Consider the following 13,439-nt stretch of genomic DNA (forward strand, 5'->3'; position numbering starts at 1 on the left):
GTTTATTTTCGTTCAATTTTCAGGCTTTTTAAGCCACGCATAAAAATTGTTCGTTGCCAATTAGGGGGTTCGTTTTCTGCAAGCCGGTAATTCAATAAATGTTTTGTTACCGGCTTTAACCAGGAACGTATTTCGTTCCTTGCTACTCTTGCACCAAGGCAGGAATGCATTCCTGAACCAAAGGAAAGATGCGGATTGTATTTTCTGTTGGGTACAATTGTATCAGGATTGTCAAAAACCACAGCATCTCTGTTTGCTGAAGCAAGACAAAGAAACAGGCGTGTTCCTTTTGGAAAACGGATGCCGTTGATCTCTACATCTTCATGCGCAACACGAACAGTGTATTGCAGTGGCGATGCAAAACGTAAAAACTCTTCAGCAAGAATATTTATTTCAATTTCATTTGCCTGTTCAATATAAACAGCAAGTGATGGATCTTTCAGCACTTCGTATAAAATAACACTCATCGTGTCTTTTGTTGTTTCAAGCGCCGCCATAAAAATGACTGTTATAAGTGAGATCATTTCATCATCACTCAAGCGAAAACCTTCTTCCTTATTTACAGTTTGTAAAAAAGTGAGCAGATGAGGTTCTGCATTTGCTCCTGCTTTTCTGTATAACTCACCAAAAAAAGAAAACGCCCATTCAAATTCGCTGTTTACTTCCCGGTAGGTTGTTTTTGTAACAAACAGATCCTGCGATACAGCCAGCAAATGCGAAAAACGTTTTACCTGTTCGTAACTGCACATGCCGCTTACACCCATCAGCTCTTCAACGATATACATGGGAATTTGTGTGGCAATATCCACCACATCAAGTTCAGCAGCATCTTTGTTTTTTTCGAAACAGGCAGCTACAGCCCGTTCAATAGCAGGTGTAAAATTAAACTGCCGTATTGCAGCATCGGCAAGTGTACGTATCCGCACATGATCCTGCCCATCGAGATACATGATCCAGGTTTTTGTTCCTTTAGCAAGAAATGGACAAGCAGCTTTCTCTAAGATTACCGGCTCTTTCTGCGCAAAATATTCGCTGAGTTTTGATACGCCAAATGCAGGCGAACGTAAAACTTCCCGAACATCTTTGTAGTTAAATAACAACCATTCTTTATGAATACCGATCTGCATCGGTTCTGTTGTTCGGCACTCTGCAAGATGTTCGTAGGGATTATTAAAATAACCTGTTGTGTAAGGATTCCACAATGCCATCACGGAAGAGTTTCGATAGCTTCTGCCAGTTTATCAATTGTATTGTGCTGCCAGAAAACAGTCGGGTCAATTTCTTTGCCCAATGCATTTTCCAGATCGTACGATAATGTAATCATCGATAACGAATCGAGATTGAACGACTCGATGGGCATGTCTGTTTTAATGGTTTCGGGCTGAATGTCTGATTCTTCAGCAATTTTTTGCACCAACCAGTTTTTTATTTCCTGATTATTCATAAGTGTTCGTCATTTATTTAAGTAGAAAACGGAAGCAAGCCGTAAAAGTATATTTTTTTCTTATTTAATTTATGCGCTTGTTTTTTCGCCCACAAACCAATGTTCCTTGTTTTTAAACAACACATTAAAAGTTGTGAGTGAACCATAGCAACGGGTGATGTATTGCTGTATGTTTACTTTCTCTTCGTCGCTGAGGTTTTTGTTGCTGTTGATATTTTGCTCCAGTACACGCAAACGATCACGCAGCATCACTATTTTATGAAAGAAATCTTCTACCGGAATTTCTTTGGGCTTAAGCGACTTGTCTTTGGGTTGCAGTAACAGCATACCACCTTCCCATTTTTCGCCGAGCGGAACTACTTCGCTCATACCATTCCATAAGCGTAATATTTTTAACAGCGAACGTTCCACTTCGCTGTGCGTTTCAATTTCTTCGGTAATGTTTTCGGGAATGATCTCATCGAGGTTACTGTCGGTTTTATCAATTTCTTTTATACCGCTGTGGATGAAAGAAATTAAATACGTGGCGTAGCGGATGCCAACGATCACACCGGGACCGTGTTGTGTATGTTGCAGGCGTGTGCCAATGCCAAGGTTTGTTTGTTCCATGTTCGAAAATTTTGGGAGGACAAAATACAACGAAAAGAGAAATTAAAATGGGAGAAGGTATAAACAGCTGTGTAACCTTTGCAAGGTTTATACAGCACCGATGTCAGGACGTCGTTAAGACATCAGACATCTTTTTGTGAATGAACAGTTTTTGAAATGATGATTGAAAACTTAAGCCCGACTTTGTTGAGTATCCTAAACAACAGCAATATGTATTTATCACTCTTTCACCCTCCACCAAAACGATCCCCCATGCTTCTCCACGCCCGGCAATTTTTTCCACAACGGTTCTAAAATTGTTTTTAATTCTGTCTCTTCACTCATATAAAAATTTGGCGCAAGAATTTCATATCGTTCAGCATTGCTCAACAACATTGTTGACAACATGTATTGCTCAGCATAAAAACGGTCGCACATATTTTGCGGATAATCGTACGGCAAATAAATATCATGCACCTGTACTACAACTCCCGGCTTTAGTTTTGGCATTACTTCCAAAAAGAACCATTGCACATCGCTGTTGGCATGTAAGAGGTGCGAGCCATCAAAAAACAATACATCATTTGCTTCCAGTTGTTCAAACAAGGAAAGCGGTGCCTGTTGTAAAGGCACCTTCAGCCATTCATCAGCTACAGCTGTAATTTCTTTACGTGGATAGGGATCGATACAGGTAATACTATAATTGAGCTGCTGTTCGGTTTTTGCTTTTGCAGCAATTTTGGTACTGGTGCCGCTGCCGATCTCTACATATTGTTTGGGCTGTAGTTGGGTAAGTAAAGTATACAGCATTGCAATATCCAGCCCCGGAAAAAAACCATTGTTCCATACAGGTTCGGTACTTGCAGTTGTTTCGTGAAGTGCAATACTGCTGAAATTGTTTTTATACTGCAATGCATTTTGCAACAGCTGCCGGTAACTGTTCTTTTGTTGCTGTACCAGTTGCAGCAGCAATTGATGTGGATGCTCAGTTGTGTACAAAGGCGAAGGCATAATTTCATAATCCAGCAAAGCCAGTCTGTTTGGACGAAAAAGAGCATTGTAAATTTTTTTCAGCTGCATCCGTTCAATTTACAGCAAAGTAAATCTTTCTGTGCAAAAGGGTTTATCTTGCTGCAGGAGATCAATGAAGAAAACCTGTTGTTATGATACAACTGTTTAATACCGGCATATTGTTGCAATTGAAGCGTTTGGTAAAAAAGCTGCCTGTTAGTATTACCAAAAATCAGTTATACGATCAGCAAACCAAACAAATTATTCGCAGGGTTTGTAAGGCCAACAGCCACTGTATTGATGTGGGTACGCATTGCGGCGATATACTGGATGTGTTGCTGCAACAATCGCCCAATGGAATGCACTATGGTTTTGAACCTATCCCGTTATTATATCAACAGTTGAAAAAAAAGTACAGCAACAACGGAAATGTGCAGTTGTTCGATTACGCATTAAGCAATGTAAACGGTACCACATCGTTCAACTATGTAACCAGCAACCCATCGTACAGCGGTATTAAAAAGAGAAACTACGATCGCAAAGGCGAAACCGATACGGAGATAAACGTTAAAACTGCAAAACTTGATGATCTGTTGCTGCAGCAAACAAACAACATCGATTTTATAAAGGTTGATGTGGAAGGAGGAGAACTGGATGTATTAAAAGGAGCATCGGCTTTGCTTGCACGTGACCATCCTGTTGTTATTTTCGAATGTGGGTTAGGCGGCACAGATATTTACGAGCATACACCAACCCAGCTGTTTACTTTTTTTGAAAAACATGGTTACAGCATTTTGTTGCTGCATGATTATCTGAAAAACAAACCTGCTTTAACACAATTGCAGTTTGAAGAGCAGTATTACAAAAAACTTAATTATTATTTTGTGGCATTATCAAAGATGAAAGCATAGCTCACGCAGAGAAATAGTTAAAAAGGTAACAGCTTGTTTGCTTTGTACAGTTGCAGAATTTTAAATGCAAAGAACCTTGCTGAGTCTGGCTTCTCTATACCATCAGCGTGAAACAAATCACTACTTTTCTTTCAGTTTCTGAAAATCTTTTGCTGCAGCCTGAATGTACATGTACAATTCAATATCGAGTACCTGTGTAAGCAATTCGTATTGCGGACGGTAACGTTCCATAAATTCATCCAGCAAAGGTCCATCGGTTAAGGTAGTGAGTCGTTTTACAATGCTTTTATTAAAACGGTAATCGATGTATTTGTTTTGCTCTTCCCGTATCAGCCGCTCCTGGAAACGGGCCATACTTTTGTTGTGCCGGAAACGGAATACATTGATCAACGCATCAAGATCGATACCGGCACCCATACCTGCTTCCGGTGCTGAGCCGGTAAAGCGAAGCCCGCCTTTATCGTGGTTAAACACTTTATCGTACTGCAAGCGGTTTTCGATGGAATCCTGTCTGCGGTTTTTGCCGTAAACGATGATTTCCTTTAATTGTTTATACCTGCCGGGTACATGCATTTGTATGGAAATGTCGAAAGCTGAAAAGTCTTTAATGGTAGAAACTGCAAATTTTTGGGTAGGCCGGTTATTAAAGAAGAAGAACACCGAATCCTTTTCGCCAACATATATACTATAGTTACCGGCACTATCGGTAAAACTCATAGTGCCGCAGGTACAAACAACCTGCACGCCCATTACAATGTTTCGTTTGGTACTGTCGTACACAGTGCCCGTTAATTGCATCTGGGCCAGCCCTGTTTTGGCCATCAGGACTATTATTATATATAGAACGATTTTTTTCAACGCTGCAATGATACTCTCTTACCGCTGAAAAATGCGGTAGCAGAAGATATTTTAGGATGGATTTACGAAAGCAGGGTTTCAATTACAGGAGCAAAATGTTTGTGCTCCAGCTCGTGAATGCGTTGCGCAAGTGTATCGGGCGTGTCGTCGGGCTTTACTTCGCAGCTGGCCTGGAACACTACTTTACCATGGTCGTACAGTTCATCAACCAGGTGGATGCTGATGCCGCTTTCAGTTTCTTTGTTGGCCAGCACTGCTTCATGTACAAAACGACCGTACATGCCTTTGCCTCCATAATTGGGTAATAACGCAGGGTGTATGTTGACGATCTTTTGCGGATAAGCCTGGATAAGCGTTGCCGGAACTTTCCATAAAAAACCAGCCAGAACAATAAAGTCGATTTCGTCGGCCTTCAGTTCGTCTACATAAGCATTACCACGGAAAAACTGTTCTTTATCTAATAATAAGGAAGGAATACCATGTTCATCGGCAATGTTCAATACGCCTGCGCCGGGTTTGTTGCACACGATCAGCTCTACACTTATTTTCGGGTGATGAGTGAAATGCTCAATAATTTTTCGGGCATTGCTGCCGGCACCTGAGGCAAAAATGGCGATACGTTTCATTAGATTTTTTGTGTTTTTTGCTGAAAAACGACAGGTTTTGGTCTATTTTTTCACCAAACCCATCCGTTTTCCCATTTTTTTAAGGTAACCGGTAAAAAACCGGAACTGCCCGAAAGGAATGCTTATAAGTAAAACCATCATGGGCCAGATAAGGGTAATAAGAAGAATGTAAACCGGAATATACAGCCAGGGGCTTTCAATACCAAACAGGGGCATGATGCGTTTGCCCACAAAGCCGGTAAGACTTCCGCCAATGGCAAAAGTGCACAGGATAAATACCAGTTGCAGCGGGGTAACTTTCCATTTTGTTCGCAGTCTTTCAAACATCAAGCAAAAATCGGGGGAAAACTTTGTTTAATAAGCGGGTACTCATGTAAAAAAGTTGCATACGCAAGCCATTCAGTTTTTTCAAGATAAATTGAAAGCAAATTTTTCGGCAAACTATTCATTGTCAAGTCACAACTAAGTAAAATATTTTTTGAAAGTGTGGATATTATGTCAGTATCCTCCCCTATTTTTGCAGCCAGTAAAAAGGATATTCTTCCTCATCACAATCGGTTCCAGAACGTTATGAATCAACCAAAATTACTACTCCGAAAGTCGTTTACGCTCTTCTTGGTTTTTGTTTGTTTATTTATTGCCAATAACTCGTTTGCACAGGATGGTAAAGCGCTGTTCCAAACCAATTGTGCCAGCTGTCACGCAATCAACAAAAAGTTAACGGGTCCGGCATTGGCTGGTCTTGAAGAACGTGGTCCCTGGAGCGATCGTAAAAAGCTTTATGCATGGATCAAAAACCCTTCTGCATTTGCTAAGTCAGACGCATATGCAGCAGCTTTGATGAAAGAATATGGTGTTGCAATGACTCCGTTTAACCTGTCTGATGCTGAAGTTGATGCAATTGTAAAGTTCGTTAACACACCGGTGCCTGGTGGTGATGGTAAGAAAACAGAAGGTACTGGCGATCAACCGGCAGAAGATAACTCACTTCTTTTCGGTATACTGGCTCTGGTATTAGCAGTTGTTGCATTGATCTTATTACAGATCAACAGCAACCTGAAGAAACTTACAGATGAAAAAGATGGTGTAGTACGTGGCGAACCTGTAGCTTTCTGGAAAAATAAAGCCTACATCGCAACAGGAATTATCCTCCTCTTTTTAACCGGTGGTTATTTAGTTGCACAAAGCATGATCGGTCTTGGCCGCCAAACCAACTACCAACCTGAACAACCGATTTTCTATTCACATAAAGTACACGCAGGTATTAACCAGGTAAACTGTTTATACTGCCATGGCAGTGCAATGGAAGGCAAGCATGCAAACATCCCAAGTGTAAATGTTTGTATGAACTGTCACATGGCCATCAATGAATACAAAGGTGAAAAGCTTTTCCACCCCGATGGTTCGGAAGTAAATGGTACAGCAGAAATTCAAAAATTATACAAATACGCCGGTTGGGATCCAACAGCAAACAAATACACAGCAGAAGGTAAGCCTATCGAATGGGTGAAAATCCACAGCTTGCCCGACCATGTGTACTTTAACCACTCACAGCATACAAAAGCCGGTGGCGTACAATGTCAAACCTGTCATGGTGAAATTCAGAAGATGGATGAAGTTTATCAGTTCAGCAACTTAAGTATGGGCTGGTGTATCAACTGTCATCGTGAAACGAGCGTGAAGTTTAAAGACAACGGCTTTTACAGCATGTACGAGAAGTTCCACAACGACATTAAGAACGGCAAGATGGATAGTGTAACCGTTGAGAAGATTGGTGGTACAGAGTGTCAAAAATGTCACTATTAATATTGAGCGTAACTCAATTATTTATTTATCCTGAGCAAACATCGAAGGATTCATTTTTCAAATTCGCTAATTAGCATATGAGCAAGAAAAAGTATTGGCAAAGTTTTGGACAGTTGAATGCGACAGAAGCATACACAGAAGATGCTGCAAACGAATTCAAAGAGGAACTGCCGTTTGAAATGGACGATAACGGAGGGAAAACTCCCCGTCGTGATTTCTTAAAGTACCTCGGTTTCAGCACAGCGGCTGCAACACTTGCAGCAAGTTGTGATATACCCGTAAAAAAGGCAATTCCTTTCCTTAATAAACCAGCCGATATTGTTCCCGGCGTTGCAAGCTATTACGCAACAACTTTTGTACTCGATGGTGATGTAATTCCTGTAGTGGCAAAAGTGCGTGATGGTCGCCCGATTAAAATTGAGGGTAACGAATTAGGTTTTACCAAAGGTGGTACATCGCAACGTGTACAGGCATCTGTATTAAGCCTGTATGATACTGCACGTGTACGTTTCCCAATGGAAAAAACCGGCGAAGGTTTTAAAGAAGCTCCTACTTACGAAGCTGTAGATAAAAAAATCGCAGCTGCATTAACTGCAGCAGCAGGTAAGCAGATCGTATTCTTAACTTCTACAATTAACTCACCAACTGTATTAACGGTATTGGATGAGTTCAAAACAAAATACCCAACAGCCAAGCATATTACATACGATGCCGTTTCTTACAGCGGTATCATCCAGGCAAACGAAGTTTCTTACGGTAAAAAAGGAATTCCTTCTTACCACTTCGATACGGCTGATGTAATTGTAAGCTTTGGTGCAGATTTCCTTGGTACATGGCTCAACCCGGTTGATTTCGCTAAGCAATATGCTTCTAAGCGTAAGATCAACGAGAAGAACCCAACTATGAGCCGTCACTTCCAGTTCGAAAGCATGTACAGCTTAACGGGTGCAAGTGCCGATGAACGTTACACACACAAACCAAGCGAACTCGGCGCTGCATTGTTAGCCCTGTATGCAAAAGTTGGTGGTGCAGTAACAGCTCCTGCTATTGGCGATAAGCGTTTGGCTGCAGGTATCGATGCTGCGGCAAAAGAATTATTGGCTGCCGGCGGTAATGCAGTAGTGGTTAGCGGAAGCAACGATGTAAATGCACAGATCATTGTAAATGCAATCAACGATAAAATTGCTGCTAACGGCAAAACCATAAACTACGGCACTATGCTCAACTACCGTAAAGGTGTTGATGCTGAGTTTGAACAATTGGTTGCTGATATGAATGCAGGTGCTGTTGGTGCAGTATTCATTCATGGTGCAAACCCTGTTTATACTTATCGTGACGGTAAGAAATTTGCTGATGCATTGAAAAAAGTTGCATTGTCTGTATCGTTCAACGAACGTGAAGACGAAACAACTGCAGAATGTAAATTCATTCTTCCCGATCATCATTACTTAGAAAGCTGGGGCGATGCTGAAGCAAAAACAGGTTACCTCTCTTTCATTCAGCCAACTATTCATCCGTTATTTAAAACAAGAGCGTTCGCAACTTCCTTATTAAAATGGAGTGGCAGCACTGTTGCGGATTATGAAACATATTTCAAAGCATACTGGATCAGCAAACTTGGTGGACAGATTGCTTTTGATAAAGCATTGCAGGATGGTGTAATTGAACCGGTAGCCCCTGTTGTTGCTGGTGCTGCTTTCAATGCTGCTGCAGTTGCCGAAGCAAGTGCTAAACTCAGCGCTGCAAAAAAAGGTGGAAAGCATGAATTAGTGATCTACCAAAAAGTAAGTATCGGTGATGGTAAAATGGCAAACAACCCTTGGTTACAGGAAATGCCTGATCCGCTTACACGTGCCAGCTGGGATAACTACGTAATTGTATCTCCTGAAACTGCAAAAGAATTTGGATACGCAAAACAGGCAGAACTCGACGAATATGAAGTAAATCCTCCGAAGCGTGTTTTAAAATTAACTGCAGCTGGTAAAACAGTTGAGTTGCCTTTGATTATTGTTCCGGGTACAAATAACAATACTATTGCTGTTGCTACAGGTTATGGCCGCAGCGAAAAAATTGGACGTGCTGCAAAAGGAGCTGGTCAGAACATCTACCCATTTGTTGGCTTTAACGGACAAACATACGAATACACTGTTGCCGACGTAACTGTTGAAAAAACAGATAAGATGTATGATGTGGTGCAAATGCAGACACATGGTACTTACGATAACCGTGTGGAAGTAGTGAAAGAAACAAGTCTTGCTGTATTCAAGAAAGATCCTAAGTATTTCATAAATGAACGTTTGGCCGAAATCGGACCATACGGTGGTGTAGAAGGTTTAGAAGAAAAAGGAACATTGTATCCTGTATTCGACAAACCCGGTATCAAATGGGGAATGAGTTTAGATCTGAACCTTTGTAACGGTTGTGGTGCCTGCGTGGTAGCATGTAGTGCAGAAAACAACGTTTCGGTTGTAGGTAAAACACAGGTAGGTAAATACCACGATATGCATTGGTTACGTATTGACCGTTATTTCAGCGGTGATATGGAAAACCCGGATGTGGTATTCCAGCCAATGATGTGTCAGCATTGTGATAACGCTCCTTGTGAAAACGTTTGTCCGGTAGCAGCTACCAATCACAGCAGCGAAGGGTTGAACCAGATGACGTATAACCGTTGTATCGGTACAAGATATTGTGCCAACAACTGTCCTTATAAAGTTCGTCGCTTTAACTGGCACGACTGGAACGGTGCAGACAGCTTCAAAGACAACCAGAATCCATTGGTTGAATATGGCCGCCTGAACGAAGTGACACTCGACATGAACGACGACCTTACACGCATGGTGTTGAACCCTGATGTAACAGTTCGTAGCCGTGGTGTTATTGAAAAATGTTCGTTCTGCGTACAACGTTTACAGGAAGCGAAGTTGACAGCGAAGAAAGACAGCCGCCCAATGGTTGACAGCGACATTAAAACTGCTTGTCAACAGGCTTGTCCTACAAACGCTATCGTATTCGGTAATGCCAACGACAAAGAAAGTGCAATCAGCAAAGTGCGTACACAGGAAGGTTACAACCGTAACTACTACGTGTTGGAACAAATTCATGTGTTGCCAAACGTGAACTACCTGGCAAAAGTGCGTAATACCGACCGTGTGGTAGGTAACCACGAAGAAGGTCATGAAGCACATGGCGAAGAAAAGCACGAAGAGAAAAAAGAAGCAGCAACAGAACCTGCAGCACATTAATAAGTGATGTAACCCTACGAAAGAAGGGAGCTGTTGAAAAGAGTTAATTACAGTTGAAGTGTGCGACGCAACAGAAGCTGAACAATGAATCTGAAGCTAAGTACATAAACATAAAACCAAAGCTGGCGGCGAATAGCTGAAAGCTAAAAGCGAAAACAAGTATGTCATTATTAAGGTACGAATCACAGGTTAGGGAACCATTGGTTGATGGTCATAAAACCTACCACGATGTTACAGAGGATATTTGTAAGCCGGTGGAAGCTGCACCCACTCGTTTGTGGTGGATCGGTTTCATTATTTCGGTTGCCCTCCTGTTATTTGGTGCAGTGAGCCTTTACAAAGAGGTTGTATACGGTACAGGTATGTGGAACCTGAACAAAACCATCGGATGGGGTTGGGATATCACCAACTTCGTATGGTGGGTAGGTATTGGTCACGCCGGTACATTGATCTCTGCGATCTTGTTACTATTCCGTCAAGGCTGGCGTACCGGTGTAAACCGTGCGGCTGAAGCGATGACCATCTTTGCGGTTATTTGTGCGGGCCAGTTCCCGATCTGGCACATGGGTCGTGTGTGGATGGCCTTCTTCGTAATGCCTTATCCAAATACACGTGGTCCTCTTTGGGTGAACTTCAACTCACCATTGTTGTGGGACGTATTTGCGATCTCTACTTACTTTACTGTATCTCTTTTATTCTGGTATAGCGGTTTGATTCCTGATATGGCCACCCTGCGTGACCGTGCCAAGAAGAAATGGGCAAAAGCATTTTATGGTGTTGCTTCTTTCGGATGGACAGGTTCAACCAAACACTGGCAGCGTCATGAAAGCTTATCGCTGGTGTTGGCCGGTTTAAGTACGCCACTTGTATTGAGTGTACACACGATCGTATCTTTTGACTTTGCCACTTCGGTTATCCCCGGTTGGCATACAACCATCTTCCCTCCTTACTTCGTTGCGGGTGCCATCTTCTCCGGTTTCGCCATGGTGCAAACCCTGATGTTGGTTACACGTAAGATCATGAACCTGGAAGATTATATTACTATCAGCCATATCGAAAACATGAACAAGGTTATTGTATTAACCGGTTCAATCGTGGGTTGTGCCTACTTAACTGAGTTGTTCATGGCATGGTACAGTGCTGTAAAATATGAACAGGATATCTTCTTCAAATACCGTATTGCCGGTCCTTACGGATGGAGCTACTGGTTAATGATGACCTGTAACGTAATTACGCCACAGTTATTCTGGAGCAAGAAACTCCGTCGCAACATCGCCTTTACTTTCTTAATGAGTATTGTGGTGAACGTGGGTATGTGGTTCGAACGTTTTGTGATCATCGTATCATCACTCTATCGTGATTACCTGCCTTCTTCATGGTCGGTGTACTATCGTCCAACCATTTGGGAAGTTGGCTTCTATCTCGGTTCGTTCGGTTTGTTCTTTACCTGCTACTTCCTGTTCTCGAAATACTTCCCTGTAATTGCCATTGCGGAGATCAAACATATATTGAAGAAGAATGGCGAAAGTTATAAAGAGCAAATGGATGGTATTGAAGAGCAAAGCGTGACAGAGTTTGCACACGAACATGCGCATGCACATTAATTGAACAAAAGCTGAAAGCTAAAAGCTAAAAAATATGTCTGTAAAAAAATTCGTAGTTGGCTGTTTCGATGATGAAAAAACGCTGTTTCCTGCGGTAAAAAATACCCGCAAGGCAGGTTATAAGATTCATGATGTATATACGCCTTTCCCGATCCATGGTTTAGATCATGCAATGGGTTTGCGTGATACAAGTTTGCATACAGCCGGCTTTATTTATGCAATGACAGGTACAACAACTGCCTTAACCTTCATGAGCTGGGTATTTACCAAAGACTGGCCTCTGAACATTGGTGGTAAACCACACTTGCCTTTGCCTGCATTTATTCCGATTGTGTTTGAGTTAACGGTATTGTGTGCAGCTGTAGGTATGGTGCTTACATTCTGCTACCTCTGCCAGTTGGCTCCGTTTGTAACCAAAGATCATTTTCACCTGCGTGCTACAGACGATCTGTTTGTAATGCCGATTGAAGTGACCGATAAAACAAACGTGGAAGAAGTAAAAGCATTTTTCCAGAATGCCGGTGCAGTTGAGGTGTTTGAAAAAGAAGCAGAAACCGGATGGTGGTTAGGTCGTTACGACAAAGCAAAAAAAGCATTTGAAAAAGAAGAAATCGTTACAGCATAAACATATTGCAATGCGTTCAACAAAGATTGTTACACTTGGATTGGTTACAGTAGTATTGGCAGCAGCAGCCTGCAATAACGGCCCCCGCCGTGAGCCGGGTAAAATTTATATGCCCGATATGGCTTACAGCCGTGCAGTAGAAACATATGCCGACCACAGCAACCTTACTGAAGCCGGTATTTATTATGATGCCACACCTGTTGCAGGTACTGTAAAACGTGGTGGTGTAGCATCGTTTCCTTTAGGGAAAGATGCAGTTGGCGATACTGCAAACTATGTAGCGTCGAAACAAGTGGTTAACCCGCTTCCTGCATTGAATGAAAAAGATATGGCAGAAGCAAAGCGTTTATACAATGTTAACTGCGGCATTTGTCATGGTGAAAAATTAGATGGCAACGGTCCTATTTATAAAGGTGGTGAAGGTCCATACCCTGCAAAACCGGCTACACTGGTTGGTGATGTGAAGTATGAAAACATGCCTGCAGGCCAAATGATGTATTCTGTTACTTATGGCAGAAACCTCATGGGTAGCTATGCATCGCAGCTGACTACCCAACAACGTTGGATGATTATTCACTACGTAAAGAGCATGCAGCCGGGTGGTGCAAAACCTGTAGCAGTAACAGCAGATACAACAACTGCTAAGCCTGCAGCAGACACAACAGTTAAGGCAACGAAATAAGAATTACCAAACTAACACATTCAACTATAAACGAAGTTC

The 13,439-nt window shown here is 42.0% G+C and carries 13 protein-coding genes; 6 read left to right on the plus strand and 7 right to left on the minus strand.

Annotated features, from left to right (window positions below; genetic code table 11):
* Window positions 1–2: 2 nt before the first annotated feature.
* The 4 genes from ESA94_RS10250 to ESA94_RS10265 form a co-directional block, all read right to left on the minus strand.
* Window positions 3–1,208: a cytochrome P450 gene (locus ESA94_RS10250; RefSeq protein ID WP_129130795.1), complete on the minus strand. Its 1,206-nt coding sequence runs from the start codon at window positions 1,206–1,208 to the stop codon at window positions 3–5.
* On the minus strand, window positions 1,208–1,444 hold the full coding sequence (locus ESA94_RS10255; RefSeq protein ID WP_129130796.1) for an acyl carrier protein: 237 nt from the start codon (window positions 1,442–1,444) through the stop codon (window positions 1,208–1,210). Before ESA94_RS10255 ends, ESA94_RS10250 begins: the two co-directional genes overlap by 1 nt.
* Before the next feature lie 69 nt (window positions 1,445–1,513).
* Window positions 1,514–2,053 (minus strand): hypothetical protein, encoded by a 540-nt coding sequence (locus ESA94_RS10260; RefSeq protein WP_129130797.1) that lies wholly within the window; start codon window positions 2,051–2,053, stop codon window positions 1,514–1,516.
* A gap of 219 nt (window positions 2,054–2,272) precedes the next feature.
* Window positions 2,273–3,112, minus strand: coding sequence for a class I SAM-dependent methyltransferase (locus tag ESA94_RS10265; RefSeq protein WP_129130798.1), 840 nt, complete (start codon window positions 3,110–3,112; stop codon window positions 2,273–2,275).
* 83 nt (window positions 3,113–3,195) lie between these two features.
* Here ESA94_RS10265 and ESA94_RS10270 point away from each other — a divergent pair, with 83 nt between their 5' ends.
* A complete protein-coding gene (locus tag ESA94_RS10270) occupies window positions 3,196–3,954 on the plus strand; it encodes an FkbM family methyltransferase (protein ID WP_129130799.1) in 759 nt (252 codons plus the stop codon).
* A 120-nt stretch (window positions 3,955–4,074) separates the two neighbouring features.
* Here the strand turns inward: ESA94_RS10270 and ESA94_RS10275 are convergent, their stop codons facing one another.
* From ESA94_RS10275 to ESA94_RS10285, 3 genes are all read right to left on the minus strand, one after another.
* Window positions 4,075–4,776 carry a hypothetical protein gene (locus ESA94_RS10275; RefSeq protein ID WP_129130800.1) on the minus strand — a complete coding sequence of 234 codons (702 nt, stop codon included), beginning with the start codon at window positions 4,774–4,776 and terminating at the stop codon, window positions 4,075–4,077.
* A gap of 98 nt (window positions 4,777–4,874) precedes the next feature.
* Window positions 4,875–5,438 carry a phosphoribosylglycinamide formyltransferase gene (gene purN / locus ESA94_RS10280; RefSeq protein ID WP_129130801.1) on the minus strand — a complete coding sequence of 188 codons (564 nt, stop codon included), beginning with the start codon at window positions 5,436–5,438 and terminating at the stop codon, window positions 4,875–4,877.
* Between the two features lie 42 nt (window positions 5,439–5,480).
* Window positions 5,481–5,765, minus strand: a complete 285-nt coding sequence (locus ESA94_RS10285) for a DUF6787 family protein (protein ID WP_129130802.1) — start codon at window positions 5,763–5,765, stop codon at window positions 5,481–5,483.
* A gap of 243 nt (window positions 5,766–6,008) precedes the next feature.
* On the opposite strand from ESA94_RS10285, the gene ESA94_RS10290 reads away from it, so the two are divergent.
* The 5 genes from ESA94_RS10290 (at window position 6,009) to ESA94_RS10310 (ending at window position 13,400) form a co-directional block, all read left to right on the plus strand.
* The gene (locus ESA94_RS10290) at window positions 6,009–7,244 is read left to right on the plus strand and encodes a c-type cytochrome (protein WP_129130803.1); all 1,236 of its coding nucleotides are present in this window, start codon (window positions 6,009–6,011) and stop codon (window positions 7,242–7,244) included.
* 77 nt (window positions 7,245–7,321) lie between these two features.
* Window positions 7,322–10,489, plus strand: a complete 3,168-nt coding sequence (locus tag ESA94_RS10295; RefSeq protein ID WP_129130804.1) for a TAT-variant-translocated molybdopterin oxidoreductase — start codon at window positions 7,322–7,324, stop codon at window positions 10,487–10,489.
* A gap of 161 nt (window positions 10,490–10,650) precedes the next feature.
* Window positions 10,651–12,093 carry an NrfD/PsrC family molybdoenzyme membrane anchor subunit gene (gene nrfD, locus ESA94_RS10300; RefSeq protein ID WP_129130805.1) on the plus strand — a complete coding sequence of 481 codons (1,443 nt, stop codon included), beginning with the start codon at window positions 10,651–10,653 and terminating at the stop codon, window positions 12,091–12,093.
* A 34-nt stretch (window positions 12,094–12,127) separates the two neighbouring features.
* Entirely contained in the window at window positions 12,128–12,718 is a 591-nt protein-coding gene (locus ESA94_RS10305) for a DUF3341 domain-containing protein (RefSeq protein WP_129130806.1), read from the plus strand.
* 10 nt (window positions 12,719–12,728) lie between these two features.
* The gene (locus ESA94_RS10310; protein ID WP_129130807.1) at window positions 12,729–13,400 is read left to right on the plus strand and encodes a c-type cytochrome; all 672 of its coding nucleotides are present in this window, start codon (window positions 12,729–12,731) and stop codon (window positions 13,398–13,400) included.
* The last annotated feature ends 39 nt before the right edge of the window (window positions 13,401–13,439 follow it).

It is taken from the genome of Lacibacter luteus, assembly GCF_004118265.1.
GTDB classification, from domain to species: domain Bacteria; phylum Bacteroidota; class Bacteroidia; order Chitinophagales; family Chitinophagaceae; genus Lacibacter; species Lacibacter luteus.